At 46.1% G+C, this 15,088-nt stretch carries 16 protein-coding genes; all 16 read right to left on the bottom strand.

Translation table 11 applies throughout. The annotated features are described in order from the left end of the window. Position 1 precedes the first annotated feature (1 nt). Positions 2-460: a pilin gene (locus ABXT70_RS05290; RefSeq protein ID WP_443642129.1), complete on the bottom strand. Its 459-nt coding sequence runs from the start codon at positions 458-460 to the stop codon at positions 2-4. Between the two features lie 98 nt (positions 461-558). Continuing rightward, on the bottom strand, positions 559-756 hold the full coding sequence (locus ABXT70_RS05285) for a DNA gyrase inhibitor YacG (RefSeq protein WP_443642128.1): 198 nt from the start codon (positions 754-756) through the stop codon (positions 559-561). Next, on the bottom strand, positions 753-1,352 hold the full coding sequence (gene coaE, locus ABXT70_RS05280; protein WP_443642127.1) for a dephospho-CoA kinase: 600 nt from the start codon (positions 1,350-1,352) through the stop codon (positions 753-755). Before coaE ends, ABXT70_RS05285 begins: the two co-directional genes overlap by 4 nt. A gap of 55 nt (positions 1,353-1,407) precedes the next feature. Beyond that, positions 1,408-2,598: a type II secretion system F family protein gene (locus ABXT70_RS05275; protein ID WP_443642126.1), complete on the bottom strand. Its 1,191-nt coding sequence runs from the start codon at positions 2,596-2,598 to the stop codon at positions 1,408-1,410. Next, complete coding sequence (locus ABXT70_RS05270) at positions 2,598-3,794, bottom strand: GspE/PulE family protein (protein WP_443642125.1); 1,197 nt, start codon at positions 3,792-3,794, stop codon at positions 2,598-2,600. Before ABXT70_RS05270 ends, ABXT70_RS05275 begins: the two co-directional genes overlap by 1 nt. 74 nt (positions 3,795-3,868) lie before the next feature. Continuing rightward, positions 3,869-5,209: a deoxyguanosinetriphosphate triphosphohydrolase gene (locus ABXT70_RS05265; protein WP_443642124.1), complete on the bottom strand. Its 1,341-nt coding sequence runs from the start codon at positions 5,207-5,209 to the stop codon at positions 3,869-3,871. A gap of 102 nt (positions 5,210-5,311) precedes the next feature. Next, a complete protein-coding gene (locus ABXT70_RS05260; protein ID WP_443642123.1) occupies positions 5,312-5,599 on the bottom strand; it encodes a ComEA family DNA-binding protein in 288 nt (95 codons plus the stop codon). A 76-nt stretch (positions 5,600-5,675) separates the two neighbouring features. Beyond that, on the bottom strand, positions 5,676-6,374 hold the full coding sequence (pyrF, locus tag ABXT70_RS05255) for an orotidine-5'-phosphate decarboxylase (protein WP_443642122.1): 699 nt from the start codon (positions 6,372-6,374) through the stop codon (positions 5,676-5,678). A 1-nt stretch (position 6,375) separates the two neighbouring features. After that, positions 6,376-7,539 (bottom strand): lipopolysaccharide assembly protein LapB, encoded by a 1,164-nt coding sequence (lapB, locus tag ABXT70_RS05250; RefSeq protein WP_443642121.1) that lies wholly within the window; start codon positions 7,537-7,539, stop codon positions 6,376-6,378. Positions 7,540-7,541: 2 nt separating this feature from the next. Next, on the bottom strand, positions 7,542-7,832 hold the full coding sequence (locus ABXT70_RS05245) for a LapA family protein (RefSeq protein ID WP_443642120.1): 291 nt from the start codon (positions 7,830-7,832) through the stop codon (positions 7,542-7,544). Between the two features lie 58 nt (positions 7,833-7,890). Beyond that, positions 7,891-8,175: an integration host factor subunit beta gene (gene ihfB, locus ABXT70_RS05240; RefSeq protein WP_443642119.1), complete on the bottom strand. Its 285-nt coding sequence runs from the start codon at positions 8,173-8,175 to the stop codon at positions 7,891-7,893. Between the two features lie 15 nt (positions 8,176-8,190). Beyond that, positions 8,191-9,855, bottom strand: coding sequence for a 30S ribosomal protein S1 (rpsA, locus tag ABXT70_RS05235; RefSeq protein ID WP_443642118.1), 1,665 nt, complete (start codon positions 9,853-9,855; stop codon positions 8,191-8,193). Between the two features lie 94 nt (positions 9,856-9,949). After that, positions 9,950-10,627, bottom strand: a complete 678-nt coding sequence (gene cmk, locus ABXT70_RS05230; RefSeq protein ID WP_443642117.1) for a (d)CMP kinase — start codon at positions 10,625-10,627, stop codon at positions 9,950-9,952. Further along, a complete protein-coding gene (locus tag ABXT70_RS05225; RefSeq protein ID WP_443642116.1) occupies positions 10,624-12,870 on the bottom strand; it encodes a bifunctional prephenate dehydrogenase/3-phosphoshikimate 1-carboxyvinyltransferase in 2,247 nt (748 codons plus the stop codon). The genes cmk and ABXT70_RS05225 overlap by 4 nt, the downstream gene beginning before the upstream one ends. Continuing rightward, positions 12,870-13,994 carry a prephenate dehydratase gene (gene pheA, locus ABXT70_RS05220; RefSeq protein ID WP_443642115.1) on the bottom strand — a complete coding sequence of 375 codons (1,125 nt, stop codon included), beginning with the start codon at positions 13,992-13,994 and terminating at the stop codon, positions 12,870-12,872. The genes ABXT70_RS05225 and pheA overlap by 1 nt, the downstream gene beginning before the upstream one ends. A 5-nt stretch (positions 13,995-13,999) precedes the next feature. Continuing rightward, entirely contained in the window at positions 14,000-15,088 is a 1,089-nt protein-coding gene (serC, locus tag ABXT70_RS05215) for a 3-phosphoserine/phosphohydroxythreonine transaminase (RefSeq protein ID WP_443642114.1), read from the bottom strand.

The raw sequence follows: 15,088 nt of genomic DNA, 5'->3' as shown, positions 1-15,088 counted from the left end.
TTTAGAGACCACAGAAGCGCGCAGTGATACAGCTACCACCCAAGGCGTAAGTTAATAATCCGTCACCATTTATACTGGGAGTTAAGGTAAAGGTATAGCCGCCCGCTGCTGTGGTTCCAGTACCAGTGATCTTACCATTAACAGCGGATAGCTTAATGCTTTGGGTATTGCCACTGGACTTGGGTGCAGGTACAGCCAGCTCTGCAAAGGTATCGCAGGCGCTTACATCTTCCCCTGCTTGTAACAAACAAGCAGATTGGGCAACGCGTAAGGCATGACTATGTTGCACCACTTCCATAAACCGCGTTTTCTGAAGATAAGTTTGATAGGTGGGTACTGCGAAAGCCGCCAAAATACCAATTAAGGCCACTACAAGGAGTAATTCGAGCAAAGAAAATCCACTTATAAGACGCTCCTGTTTAACGTCTGAATTAAGACGACTATCCATTACATGCCACATATCACGTTCCTGTGATTATTTTGATATTCCCTAAATATAGTTCAAATGTAGATTTTTGCGGATGGCAGCTAAGACTAAACCCTACGGTTTCTTTTGATCTAATCTTGTTGATCTACCGATTCCAACAACGCGCTAGAAAAATCGTTCTCCAACTCATCACCAGCTATAGCATAATCGCCACTTGCCCAAGCACCTAAATCAATTTGCTGGCAGCGTTCGCTACAAAAAGGTCTATGGAGGTTTTTTGGGTTCCAAGTGAGGTTTTTTTGACACTGGGGGCAAGGGTACTGACTCATAGTTGATGGTCCGTCAAATAGCAAAGGTGGTGATGCAATTGTAATACTTGTTCACTGAGGTGGCTTAGATCATGCTGATTGTCCAGCACCCAATCCGCCTTATCCAAACGTTGCTGGCGCGGCATCTGAGTGTCAATTATGGCATCAATTTGATCCGCTTTAGCGCCGTCTCTTTGACACGCTCGCTGACGTTGATGCGCTTCACTGGCGTCTACAACCACCACAAAATCTATATTTTTATGTTGTGATGTTTCTAACAATAAAGGCGATTCTAAAACAGCATAGGTACTGGAGGCAACGGCAAGTTGCTCACCGATAGCAGCACCTATAAGCGGATGCAATAATGATTCTAACCATTGCCTTTGTGTTTTATCAACAAATATTTGCTGGCGTAAAGCAGCTCGATTCAAAGTGCCATCTTGGAGTAATATTTGGCTGCCAAAATGTTTAGCGATATGGCTGAGAGCAGGACTATCAACTAGCACTACATCTCTGGCAACCTGATCAGCATCAACCACCGAAATGCCAAGGGCTTTCAGCTGCGCACTCACGGCGCTTTTGCCACTACCAATGCCACCCGTGAGACCCACTATCATATTCGCAACCCACTAAAAAACAACAGAAGCCATTATATCAGTACTCTAGTGAGAGTCACATCATTTGCCCCATTTGAAACAACGGCAAATACAGAGCCAGCAAAATCAAACCCACGAAAATGGCCACCAAAATGAGCAATACAGGTTCTAGTAGCTGCTCTAACCACTGACTTTGACTTACCACCTGAGCTTCATAATAGCCTTGTAAGTGGTTAAAACTCAAGGCTAAGTCACCCGCTGCTTCTCCTACACGGATCAGCTGCAAAACTTGGGGTTGCCATGCCATTTGGGTTAATATCTGGCTTAATCTTCGGCCTTGGTGAAGCTCCACAATCGCCCTTTTTAGATCTCTAGATATATGTTCCCAGGTACTGCCATTGGCGGCCAGCGTTAGGCAGTCTAACAATGGCACACCTGCCTTAAAGGTGAGAGACAGAACTAAAAACACTTCTGCATGGCTGTGTAAATACATCAAACGGCCAAGGCCTGGAAAATGCCATAGCACCCACTCTAGTTTCACTCTGGTCTTGGGTATAGACCAGAGCCAAATCAAAGCTATATAAGCCAATATAAAGGCCACTAATATGCCCCCCATACTCGCCTTAACAGTATCGGAGAAAGACAATAACCACCGAGTCAGAGTAGGTAATTCATATACCCCTGCAGCATATAAATTAACCACCTGTGGCACCACCCAATAGACAATCAACAAGCTCACAGCCAAACCGCTCAATAGCGTCACCAAAGGCATAAACAAGCTGCGCTTAAAACGACGTTTTAGGTTTGTCTGACGTGAGCGCTGTTGATGAATTTGAGTCAATAACTCTGCTAACTCCCCACTCGCTTCACCAGCTGCGACTAGTTGCACTATAGTTTGTGGAAATATTCGGCTTTGGGACAAGGCTTGGGAAAAACTTGCTCCCGTCAATAATGCGTTTTGAAGCTGTATTAGTTCATAACGCAACCGCACTGGTGCCTGCTCCAAACGAACTAAAGTGATGCAAGACAGTAAGGGTAACCCGGCACACAGCAATTGAGACCACTGCCCCAGTAACGCTTGCAAGTGCTTGTGGTCGATAAGTTTGGGCCAGTGGCGCTGCCAAGGCCACAAGTGCTGGGCTGTATTTAATTTAATACCTTCAAATGCTAGCTGAGATCGCAGTAGTTGACGGCTAGAACACTGGCGCACACCACTGCTTTGAGCATGCTTGGCATCCAAGCCATACCACAGCCACCAATGCCACATTACCAAGTAACTCGATTCACTTCAGCGGTGCTGGTATGTCCTGCAAGGACGCGCCATAGACCCTGACGACGCACCCCGGCCCCATACTCTAGTTCCTGTACTTGCCGCTGAGCCACTGAGTCACGTTTCGACTGATCCATCACCATAACATCAAATACTCCAAGTCGTCCCCTGAAGCCCCCATGGCAAGCCTCACAGCCCACAGGTAAACATGGATTTACTACTCCAAAACAAAACTCGTAGGTAGCCACTGCATCACACCACTCTTCACTGCCCATTGCAGCTAACTGTAATTCAGTCATCGGCTGCTTACATTCATTACATAAGCGGCGCACCAAGCGTTGATTTATAATTAAACTCAAACAGTAACTTAGTGCCAACATATCCACACCTAAACCATGGCAGCGATGCATGGCTTCGCTAATACTGCTTGTATGCATGGAGGTCAGTAGTAGATGTCCTGTTTGTGCAGCCTTTAACGCAACGTCTGCGCTATCAAAATCACGCAACTCACCAAGCATAATTACATCGGGATCTTGACGGAGCAAAGCCCTAAGAATGTGGCTGAAAGATAGGTTAATCGCATTATTTACTGCTACTTGATGTACCCCAAGTAGCGCAATTTCCACTGGGTCTTCTGCACTGACAATATTGATATGGGGTGCCTGGATTTTTTTTAGGCAGCTATACAAAAACATCGTTTTACCGCTGCCCGTCGGACCTGTTACCAAGATAAGGCCTTGCGGTTTGCTCAGCTGACGATTAACAATTTGGAGCTGCTGAGGTGAGAGACCTTGTTGGCAGATATCAATATTTTGTTGTTGCCATTGCAACCGTAACACCAATTTTTCCCCCCAATGTCCAGCCAAGCTACTGCAGCGTATATCTACCCACTTGTCGTTCAGTTGCCATTGAAAGCTGCCATCTTGCGGACGACGAGACTCACTGATATCCATTTCTGATAGCAGCTTAATACGTACAACAATGGCGTCAGCAGCAGATGCTGGTAGTTGATCGAATGGGGACTTAAGTAACTGCATAAGGCCATCGACCCGCATACGTATACGCATGCTCTGGGACAATGGTTCCAAATGTAAATCGGAGGCGTCCGCGACAGCGGCAATTTCTAATAACTGGTCCGTCAAAGCAATAACGTTGTTAAGAGAGACGGGGCTATAAAAGGGAATATCAGACATCGACGCGTCCTTGCGTTATTTATCCATCCCTTAAGCTTAGGTTATATTTTAACAATAGCGCCTAGTTTATTGTTTTACTTCATTTCCCCACTAAGCTGGCGTGCTAGATCGACAGCGTAGTTATCGGTCATACCGCCAATAAAGTCCATGGTGCAGCATAAGGCCTGATACGCAGTTGCACCCTTTTCAGGACGATGCGCTCCCATCAGTGCAAGGTGTTTTTCGGCTTTAAAAGATAACCGTTTGTCTCCCAATTGTTGATCTAAGGATAAGGCTGCAGGAACAAACCCATCAAGCAATTTCTCTAGCACCGAGTAGGCTGCCAACTCCGTACGATGGCGCTCAGGAGCTAAGAATATGCGATTTTTTGCTAACGCTTTAGCATCGCCAATAACTTGCTGAGTAACGGGGTCACAATGGGAAATTAAATCGCCCTCTAACCGACCCTCTAATAAAGCTGGTATATGCTGCATAAATGCATGTGCTGCAGACTGCACTAGATAATCAATGACTTTGCCACGCAATAACGCCAAGCGACGAGTCGAGTAATATACATCGACCATTGCCGTGCGTTCAGGAACTGCAAGGGCCCCAGTAATTGGGGCTAACAACTCCAACACATCCTGTTCGCCTATCATGCCTAGCTCTACACCGTCTTCTAAATCAATAATGGCGTAACAAATATCATCGGCAGCTTCCATTAGATAGACCAATGGATGACGACACCATTCAAAATCTGCTCGCTGTAATAAACCTAAACGACCAGCAATGTCAGCTAATATATGTTTTTCTGATTGCAAGGCTCCGAACTTAGCCTTTCTCTCACACTGCATTGAGTTCGATAACCATGGGTATTTCAGAAAGCTTCCCAAGGTAGCGTAGGTGAGGCGCATCCCGCCATTAAACTGATGATATTCTAACTGCGTAAGGGTACGTAGACCTTGGGCATTACCTTCAAAATTAAGTAGGTCGGCCTGTTCTGCAGAGCTCAACCGGTCCATTCCTCCTTGCTGTGTATAGCTAGCGAACCAATGGCGAATTGAGCTCTCTCCAAAATGACCAAACGGGGGATTACCTATGTCGTGGGCTAAACACGCTGACTGTACGATAGCACCTAGGTCATGGGGTTCGATCCAATCTGGCCAATGGGCCTGATTTTTCAAACTGTTGCCTACTTGAATTCCTAAACTACGACCAACACTAGACACCTCTAAACTATGGGTTAAGCGATTATGTACGTGATCATTATGAGACAATGAGTGGACTTGGGTTTTGTGCCCCATCCGCCTAAATGCACTGGAGAATATCAGCCGATCATAATCTTTGTGAAATGGGGTGCGGCCTTGGTGGTGCTGTTCGGTATAGGGCTTGCCAAAACGCTGATCAGCTAACAAACCTTGCCATGTCATGGCCATTGTTGATGTCCTTGTGGATAAGTAACAAATATTGCTGTTACTTGGGACGGATATAGTGCCCTAAGTACAAGGTCACCACACCCATCATAGGGTAAGTGATAACTACTCTAGCACGATTATAGAACGAATGCGTGCGAGGGTAGCGTCGCCGATACCTTTGACATCAAGCAATTGCTCTAGGTTGGAAAAACCTCCAAGCTGGTCACGCAATGTGATAATAGCAGCAGCCCTAACCTCACCAACGCCATCAATGGCCTCAACAAGTTCAACAGCGGTGGCTGTATTAATGTTAATAGGCAATGTGTCTTGAGCTAGGGAGAGGGTTGAAAAGGACCCAAAGGTGATGGCAGCGGATAATAGCAACAAGGCTATTTGACGAGTTAGCTTCATGATCTACTCCTTGATTAAAAAAATGAGTCTCTAATTCCATGAGACTCATTAAGCCTAGCACAAAATAACAGAAGTGCTAGGCAAGTTCTTGCTCAATCAGTTCCAAGGCTTTCATTGGATCATCTGCTTGAGTAATAGGCCTGCCAACTACTAGGTAGTCACTACCTGCTGCAATTGCTTGGGCAGGCGTCATGATACGTTTTTGATCCCCAGCCACAGAAAAATATGGGCGGATACCTGGCGTAATCAATTTAAACTCTCGACCTAATTCCATCTTCAATAGTGCCGATTCTTGGGCTGAACAAACAACACCGTCAAAACCAGAGTCTTGGCTCAAGCGAGCCAGTGAAAGCACTCGTTCCACTGGTGATTGGTCTATGCCTGTAGTTTTCAAACCCACAGCATCCATACTTGTTAATACCGTCACTGCAATCAATAAGGGTTGATGACCACCTTTAGCCTTAAGCTCAGTTCGAGTCGTCTGCATCATCTCTGCACCACCACTGGCGTGCACATTGACCATCCACACACCCAGACGCGCTGCGGCCAATACGGCTTTAGCTACGGTGTTTGGAATATCATGAAACTTAAGGTCTAGAAATATTTCAAAGCCGTGTTGTTGCAGTTGTTGCACCAGCTGTGGACCAGCAGCGGTAAAAAGTTCTTTACCTACTTTTAGACGACAGCGTGTTGGATCTAACTGGCGTGCCATTGCCATGGCTTGGTCTGCAGAGTGATAATCTAAAGCCACAACAATGGCTGAATCCTGCCTCAAGTTACTCTCCTTCTAATCCATAAATGGGCTTGGTGCTGCCCCACTGATGGCAACTAGGACATTGCCAATGCATGGAGTTACCCGCAAAACCACATTGTCGACAACGATACTGTGGCTTACTACTTTGAAGCGCCACTGTCAGGCCCTTTAGTACTTGCAAACTATCTTTCGCATTCGCAGATGCCCACTGCATGTGCAGATCGATGAGGTAATTAAAGCCTCTTAAAGATGGCCTTTGACGAAGATTTTCGGTCACATAGGCCGCTGCTGCAGAATCATTTTGCTGGCCTATTTCTTGGGCTTGAGCTAATAGCAGGCTAGTACTTGGGTGTTGCGACATAGTCTGGCTCAACCAATCTCGCCACCCATTTATATCAGCAAGCTTAGTAAAGCATAAATGCAACGGTTGAATGATTTCAGACACCAACTGCAGGTCTTGCTGGGCCATGATCAACAAGTGCCTTTTGGCGTCTATGTAGTTGTCTTGCTGCATGCTTAATTTAGCTCGCAAAAAGCTTACTCTCGGATTATCAGCATTATGGCGCTTAGCACGCTTTAAGTAGGCAAGGCATTCTTGTTCTTGATTTGACTGCAATGTTTCTTCGGCCAGTTCGCAGCAAAAGTGAGATAGCCGCTGAGCTAAATCGACGGTGGCCGATACGTTAGCAGCAGATCCTACTTCTAGGGCTTTGTGCCAATCCTGCTCACGCTGGTAAACGTCAACTAATAACTCTGTAGCTTTAGCTTTTTGCCGATTAGGCTGTTGAGCCACATCGAGCAATAGTTCTTCTGCGCGGTCTAACAGACCAGCTTTGATAAAATCGTGCGCTAATTCCAGTTCGGCCAGCATCAATTGTTCTTGGTCTAGGTCTTTGCTAGACAAGAGATTTTGATGAATCTGAATGGCTTTATCAACTTCACCACGGCGCCGGAATAAACTTCCCAAAGCCAAGTGAGTATCAACAGTTTGTGGATTAACCTCTAGGGCGCGAATAAACAATTCTAGCGCTTCATCTGTTTGTTGGTTTAACAAGTAATTAAGGCCACGGTAATAATCAGCTTGTAGGCCCAACTGAGAATTTTGTTTTTGTTGATTTTCTCTTTGACCTAACCACCAACCGATGCCTAAGGCCGCTATTAATACAATAAGTAAGGAGGCGTCCATGTTTATCGAGTAACCTTATTTCCAGATTGTGTTTGATTCAATTTAGATAACTGGCGCTGCAACTGCGCATTGTGACGCTTCAATTTAAAGGTTACAAAACTGTAAATAAATGCGCAAAAAAGCATACCCATAGCCAAGCTTAATAACAGCCAGATAGCCATACTAGTTGGGGGTAATTGAAAAAATATAAGATCTAAAGAGACAGCCTGACTATTGCGAGTGCTAAACAACACACCAACAACCAAGGCCACCATGGTGATGACAACGAAGAGTAGGGCCTTTATTAATTTCACGTGCTTTTACCTAATCAGGATGGTTGAATCGAAGCCCACCTTTACCAACGATAGTCCATTATAGACTATCGTTTACCTGATCGCGTAACTCTTTACCTGGTTTAAAGTGAGGAACGTACTTTGCCGCTAAATCTACCGAATCGCCAGTTTTTGGATTGCGCCCAGTTCTTGGTGCTCGATAGTGTAAACAAAAGCTGCCAAAGCCTCTTATTTCAATTCGATCACCAGCAGCCAACGCATCAGCCATATGGTCAATAATGGCCTTAACCGATTGTTCCACATTCTTTACAGGAATGTTTTCGAAGCGATCAATTAAATTTTCAATCAGTTCAGACTTACGCATAGTCTATCCTTTTTGTTATTTTTTTTGCTGTTCCTTAATAAGGTCACCAATGGTAGTCGGGCCTCCGGATTCAACTGGTTTAGTCTTCAGCTCCTGCATTTGCACACGCTGCTGAGCAGCCTCTTGAGCCCGAACTGCTAGACTAATAGAGCGGCCTTTACGATCTAAGCTAGCAACAAAGCTGGTAATAGATTGACCTTCCTTAAAGTCTGCTAACTCTTGGCCTTGTGCCAATTCGCCGCGTTTTAAGAATCCTTGCACACCTTCAGCTAAGTTAACCAACAAACCACCAGAAGTAACTTCTGCAATGGTACCAGTTACCTCCGTGCCTTTAGCGTTAGCAGTAGCATAGTTCGAGAACGGGTCACCTGCCATTTGTTTGATACCAAGAGCAACACGTTGACGCTCTGTATCAATAGACAAGATCACTGCTTCAATTTGTTGGCCTTTTTGGAAGCCTTCTAGCAAGCTTTCATCGCTCTTATTCCAATCCACATCCGATACATGAACAAGACCATCAATGCCATCTTCTAGGCCTATAAATAGACCAAAATCAGTCTTAGAGTTTAACTTACCGGAGACCTTATCACCTTCTGAGTACTGCTTAGAGAAGGCAACCCACGGGCTTTCGCTACACTGCTTCATGCCTAAAGATAAACGGCGTTTTTCACCATTAATATCTAAAATCATAACTTCAATTTCTTCACCTACAGTTACCATCTTAGATGGGTGTAAGTTACGCTTCATCCAGCTCATTTCAGAGGCGTGAACTAGGCCTTCAATACCATCAGAAACACGAGCAAAACAGCCATAATCTGTCACAGTGGTCACAGTGGCTGGCAAACGGCTACCTACAGGGTAAGTATCTGTAAAGCTGGTCCAAGGGTCCTGTTGAAGCTGCTTCAAACCTAATGAGACGCGTTGTTTTTCGGCATCAAACTTCAAAACTTTTACTTCAATATCAGCGCCAGCAGTTAACATTTCGCTTGGGTGTTTAATGCGACGCCAAGCGATGTCGGTAATATGTAGCAAGCCGTCTAGGCCACCAAGATCGATAAACGCACCGTAATCAGTCAAGTTCTTCACAAAGCCTTTCACAACTGCACCTTCTTCAAGGGTCGACAGGACTTGCGTACGTTGAGCTTTGTTGGCTTCATCCATCAAAGCACGGCGAGATACAACAACATTGTTACGTAGCATATCAAGCTTGATAATTTTAAATTCTAGGTCAATACCCTCTAAATGAGAAACATCTTGTAACGGACGAGTATCAATCAAAGAACCCGGCAGGAAGGCACGGATACCACCTAACTCAACGTTAAAGCCACCCTTAACACGGGCACTAATAACGCCGGTAACGGTTTCGTCATCTTTTTGGATTTTTTCAAGTTGATGCCAGCGTTCCATTTCACGAGCACGTTCACGAGATACTTGGGTTGCACCTAAGCCATCTTCGATTTCCTGCAGGGCGACTAACACGTCATCACCAACGGCAACTTCTAGTTCGCCAGCTGCATCGAGAAATTCACTGCGTGAAACCACGCCTTCAGACTTTAAGCCAACATTAATGGTGACGACTTCACTATCAATAGCAATGACTACACCAGTAATCAAAGCACCCTTCTTCATCTCTACCTGTTCAAGACTTTCTTCAAACAGATCTGCGAAACTTTCGCCCATGGACATACTCGATGAGGTTAACGATGCGCTCGGAACTGACTTGCAGTATGGGCGTCTCGAGATACCTCTAGTTAGTTAATATTACGCAACGATGTTATAAAGCACCTTTACTATGAATAAATGTAAGGATCTTTTGCTCCACATCTAAAATGCTCATGTGGGTACAATCGATCACTAACGCATCGTCGGCAGGTTTCAAAGGGGCGATAGTCCGATTTTCGTCACGCTCGTCCCGCTGCTGAATATCCGTCAGTATGTCCGACAGGCTAGCACTCAAGCCCTTGCTTTTCAACTGTTTATAACGTCTATCCGCTCGTTCTTGTGCACTTGCCGTTAAGAAAACCTTGACTGGGGCTTCTGGAAAGATCACTGTTCCCATGTCGCGCCCATCTGCAACTAAACCAGGTAATTCTGCAAAAGCGCGTTGCCGGTCCTGCAAAGCCTTGCGAACCAAGGTAAGACTTGCCACCTTTGAAGCGTTCATGCCGCACGCTTCCGTACGAATGGAAAGGCTCACGTCCTCCCCTTCTAACACCACCTGGACACCATCACCGTGGGCTTTAAATTGCACATCTAGACAGCCGGCAATATCCGCTACAGCCAACTCGTTTTCAGTGCTTACACCGTGATGCTCTGCAGCCAAAGCCACTAAACGATACAAAGCACCACTATCGAGCAAATGGAAACCCAAACGGTCTGCAAGTAATTTACATAGCGTACCTTTGCCAGAGCCACTAGGTCCATCAATTGTAATAATGGATACATTTTTCATGACTGAAATTCCTCTTCAAGGGTCATACCTACCGCTTGCGCTAGTTCCACAAAGTTAGGAAAAGATGTGGCCACATGGGCACAATCTAGAATTTTTATAGCAGCTCCACCCCGTAAACCAGCGATGGTAAAGGCCATGGCAATACGATGGTCGTGATGAGTGACAATCTGCGCAGGACCAAACTGAGTATCTGCACCCATACCCTCAATAATGGCACCACCAGCTGTGCCTTCAATGGATACTCCCATTGCGCTTAGGCCATCTACCATAGCTTGGATACGGTCACTTTCCTTTACCCGCAACTCTTCAGCGCCAGTAATTATGGTGGTACCACTAGCACAAGAGGCTGCAACCATCAGCGCTGGAAATTCGTCAATAGCCAATGGCACTTGATCTTCGGGCACATGGATACCTTTAAGTGGCGCATACTTTATATGCAAGTCGGCTACTGGTTCGCCGCCAACTTCTCGCTCATTTTGAACCGTCAAATCTGCACCCATTAAACGCAGGATATTAACTACCCCAATACGAGTTGGATTCATGCCCACATGTTCAATAACAAGGTCTGAATCTGGGCAAATAGCTGCAGCCACTAAAAAGAAAGTGGCTGATGAAATATCTGATGGCACATCTATGTCAGTGGCCATTAGTTGCCCTTGTCCCAAAATAGAACAAGTATCTACAGTACGCTCAACCCCGTAGCCAAACCCTTTAAGCATACGCTCCGTGTGGTCACGGGTTGGTGCAGGTTCGGTAACGCTGGTATGACCTTTAGCGTACAAACCAGCCAACATAACGCAGGATTTTACTTGCGCACTTGCCATAGGTAAGTCGTAGTGAATGCCGGTCAACTGTTGGCCACCTTTAATTTTCATGGGCGGGCAACCTCCCTCCGCTGTGTCAACTATAGCACCCATTAAACGTAATGGTTTAGCCACCCGCTCCATAGGACGCTTGTTTAGCGACACATCACCACTAAGTTCTACATCAAATGCTTGGCCTGCCATTAAACCCGCCATTAAACGAATGGTGGTGCCAGAGTTTCCAACGTAGAGGGGGCCAGGTGGCGGCTTGAGTCCATTAAGACCGACACCATGCACCACAACCTTCCCTTCTGCAGGGCCTTCGATAACGACGCCCATATCACGGAACGCTTGCAACGTTGCCATGGCGTCCTCGCCTTCTAAAAAGCCACTGATATGAGTGGTACCTTGCGCCAATGCACCGAGCATTATGGAGCGGTGAGAAACGGACTTGTCTCCAGGAACGCGGATGCGTCCTCGGACTTGACCACCTGGATGTACGTTAAAGTGTTTTGTATTTGTCATAGTTCCAGTATAGGCAGAGCTTGCCAATATTTTTTCAAAATGATGTCGTGCACTTCGTGCTCTGGTTAAGATCCCCATCATGGTTTGACTGTCACCCGAGGCCACAGCATCCCTTAAATCAGCCAAACCTTTGGTAAACTGATCTAACGTTTTAAGGCAGGCATCACGGTTGGCTATAAATACATCATGCCACATGGTTGGATCACTACCTGCAATACGAGTAAAGTCTCGAAAACCACCCGCTGCGTAGCGAAAAATGTCTTTATTGTCTGTATTTGATGCTAACGTGTCCACTAGCGAAAAGGCCAAAAGATGCGGTAAATGGCTCGTTGCAGCCAATACTTCATCGTGCCGTTCAACCTCCATCAGTAAAATTTCGCTACCTACACCGGACCACATATCACCTAACACCTCTATGGCGTGGGGATGGCTAGTAGGCAACGGGGTGATAATAAATTTGTGATCAATAAATAAGTCAATATTCACCGCATTAATGCCGCTGCGCTCAGACCCAGCAATGGGGTGTCCGGGCACAAAGCCTGGTGGAGGGGTGACAAAAATATCATAGGCTGCGGCAATAATATTGCCTTTTACGCTCCCTACATCTGTTAACAACGTATGAGCACTTAGGTGAGGTGCCACTAGGGCCAATACCTTTTCCATGGCTTTCACGGGAACAGCTAACACCACCACGTCCATTTGACCAATAGTGGCTGCCAGATCCGTCACCTGATGGTCTATTACGCCTCGATCCTGTGCCTGCTGCATACTCGTTTGGTCTAGGTCGTAGCCCCACAGTTGGTGCTTTTGGGTGCGTCGCAATGCCGCAGCCAAAGAACCACCTATCAGGCCTAAACCCAGTACTAATACGTTGCCATGGCGAAAAGACAAAGGTGTCTCAGGTGCCAAGGCCATTAGAGTACCGCCTGCGGGTATGACCCTAATAAACGCACTTCTACAGAGTCTTGATCTAGGTCTTTTAGCACTTGCTGTACTTTGCTATCGCTATGATGGCCTTCAAAATCAATATAGAAAACATAACCCCATGCGCCCTGTCCCGAAGGCCTTGACTCAATACTGGTCATACTCACATTATGACGATGGAATGGTTCCAATATATGATACAAGGCGCCTGGTTTGTTACGAGCCAACACTAATAAAGAGGTTTTGTCTTGGCCAGAAGCTGGCACTGTAGCGTGGCCAATAATCAAGAAACGTGTAGTATTATCTGGCTGATCTTCAATGTTTTCGTGTTTAACGTCTAATTCATACAGGTCTGCTGCCATAATGCCTGCAATAGCGGCCACTTTACCTGCGTCAGCACCCGTCTGTTGTGCCACCCGACGAGCCGCCTCCGCATTGCTACTCACTGCAAAACGTTCTGCTTGGGGCATATGGTTATCCAACCACGAACGGCACTGAGCTAAAGACTGGGAGTGGGAATATATACGCTCCACTTGAGATAAATCCGTACCCTGCTTCACCAATAAATTTTGGTGAATGCGCATCTCCACTTCTCCAGAAATGACCAAGGAAGAATGGCGAAAGCTATCCAAAGTATGGTTGATCATACCCTCAGAGGAGTTTTCGATAGGTACTACGCCATAATGAGCACTCTTCGCTTCTACTTCACGGAACACCTCATCGATAGAACCTAAGGGTGCGCTGATCACCGAATGTCCAAAGTGTTTCAGTGCTGCTGCTTGAGTAAAGGTGCCCTGAGGCCCAAGAAAGGCAATTCGCATAGGCTGTTCGTGGGCCAAGCATGCCGACATCAACTCACGAAAGAGGCGTGCCATCTCCTCATCATCCAGTGGGCCTTGATTACGCTCCATGACCCTGCGCAGCACTTGCGCCTCTCGCTCTGGTCGATAAAATACGGCGTCATGGCTACCTTGATACAGCTGTTTAACTTCTGCAACTCGCTGTGCACAAGTTGCTCGTTGATTAATAAGAGTTTGTATTTGTTGATCAATTTGATCAATATCTTGGCGCAATTGGCCAAGTTCTTGTTCTTGTGTTAATGCCGGCTTGGTCATAATTTTTAAGCCCAGTGTCGTGTTTCAAAATCTTTCATAAAGGCGACCAGTGCAAACACTGCCGCTTCGGGAACTGCATTATATATGCTTGCTCTCATACCACCCACACTACGGTGACCCTTAAGGTTAAGCAAACCATTCGCTTGCGCCTGCTGTAGAAATTCAGCATTCAAAGCTTCATCCTCCAATATGAAAGTGACGTTCATTTTAGAGCGATTAGCAATAACAATATTATTTGAATACAACCGACTTTCATCAATTGCTTGGTAAAGACGGTTTGCTTTGACAGCGTTTTTTTCAGCCATAACCCCAAGACCACCTTGTTGCAAGAGCCAATCGAACACCAAACCAGCTAAATACCAGCCATAGGTTGGAGGGGTATTTAGCATGGAATCATTAGCCGCTTGTAAGGCGTAGTTGAACGGGTTGGGTGTTGTTTTACTGGCGCTGCCCAATAGGTCTTCCCGAACAATCACTAAGGTCAGTCCCGCTGGGCCAATATTTTTTTGAGCACCCGCATAAATAACTCCAAACTGAGTCACATCAATCGGTTCTGAAAGAATGGTTGACGACATGTCCGCTATAAGCGGCACTGCACCGGTATTAGGCACATAATCAAACGCCAAACCACCAATTGTTTCATTCGGACAATAGTGCACATAAGCAGCGTCTTTATTGAATTTCAGCTGCCCTTGACTAGGCACATTGAGGTAGCCACCAGATGCACTTGATGCAATCTCTGATGCTGCACCATAGGGCGCCATAGCAGCGATAGCTTTGGCTGACCAAATTCCAGTATCTATATAATCTGCATGGGTTTTAGTCCCCAGCAAATTCATGGGTAATAGAGCAAATTGGGCCGTAGCTCCACCTTGCATAAACAACACTTTATAGTTGTCTGGAATACCCATCAACTGACGCAACTTAGACTCTGCTTCTTGAACCATTGCCATATAGGCAGGGTGCCGGTGACTAATTTCCATCACCGACAAGCCACGCCCTTGCCAATCTAACAATTCCGCTTGCGCCCGCTCTAACACGGCCGTGGGCAGTGCGGCAGGACCAGCGCAAAAGTTAAACTGACGCGTGCTCAT

This window comes from Candidatus Njordibacter sp. Uisw_039 (assembly GCF_047730075.1).
GTDB lineage: Bacteria > Pseudomonadota > Gammaproteobacteria > Pseudomonadales > Balneatricaceae > Njordibacter.
Note: the sequence above shows the minus strand (reverse complement) of the source record. Positions and strands in the feature narration are given on the sequence as shown.

Coding starts and splice junctions, on each gene's coding strand:
- ABXT70_RS05290 (WP_443642129.1), bottom strand. CDS start 460: ATGTGGCATGTAATGGATAGTCGTCTTAATTCAGACGTTAAACAGGAG.
- ABXT70_RS05285 (WP_443642128.1), bottom strand. CDS start 756: ATGAGTCAGTACCCTTGCCCCCAGTGTCAAAAAAACCTCACTTGGAAC.
- coaE (WP_443642127.1), bottom strand. CDS start 1,352: ATGATAGTGGGTCTCACGGGTGGCATTGGTAGTGGCAAAAGCGCCGTG.
- ABXT70_RS05275 (WP_443642126.1), bottom strand. CDS start 2,598: ATGTGGCATTGGTGGCTGTGGTATGGCTTGGATGCCAAGCATGCTCAA.
- ABXT70_RS05270 (WP_443642125.1), bottom strand. CDS start 3,794: ATGTCTGATATTCCCTTTTATAGCCCCGTCTCTCTTAACAACGTTATT.
- ABXT70_RS05265 (WP_443642124.1), bottom strand. CDS start 5,209: ATGGCCATGACATGGCAAGGTTTGTTAGCTGATCAGCGTTTTGGCAAG.
- ABXT70_RS05260 (WP_443642123.1), bottom strand. CDS start 5,599: ATGAAGCTAACTCGTCAAATAGCCTTGTTGCTATTATCCGCTGCCATC.
- lapB (WP_443642121.1), bottom strand. CDS start 7,539: ATGGACGCCTCCTTACTTATTGTATTAATAGCGGCCTTAGGCATCGGT.
- ihfB (WP_443642119.1), bottom strand. CDS start 8,175: ATGCGTAAGTCTGAACTGATTGAAAATTTAATTGATCGCTTCGAAAAC.
- rpsA (WP_443642118.1), bottom strand. CDS start 9,855: ATGGGCGAAAGTTTCGCAGATCTGTTTGAAGAAAGTCTTGAACAGGTA.
- cmk (WP_443642117.1), bottom strand. CDS start 10,627: ATGAAAAATGTATCCATTATTACAATTGATGGACCTAGTGGCTCTGGC.
- ABXT70_RS05225 (WP_443642116.1), bottom strand. CDS start 12,870: ATGGCCTTGGCACCTGAGACACCTTTGTCTTTTCGCCATGGCAACGTA.
- pheA (WP_443642115.1), bottom strand. CDS start 13,994: ATGACCAAGCCGGCATTAACACAAGAACAAGAACTTGGCCAATTGCGC.
- serC (WP_443642114.1), bottom strand. CDS start 15,088: ATGAGCACGCGTCAGTTTAACTTTTGCGCTGGTCCTGCCGCACTGCCC.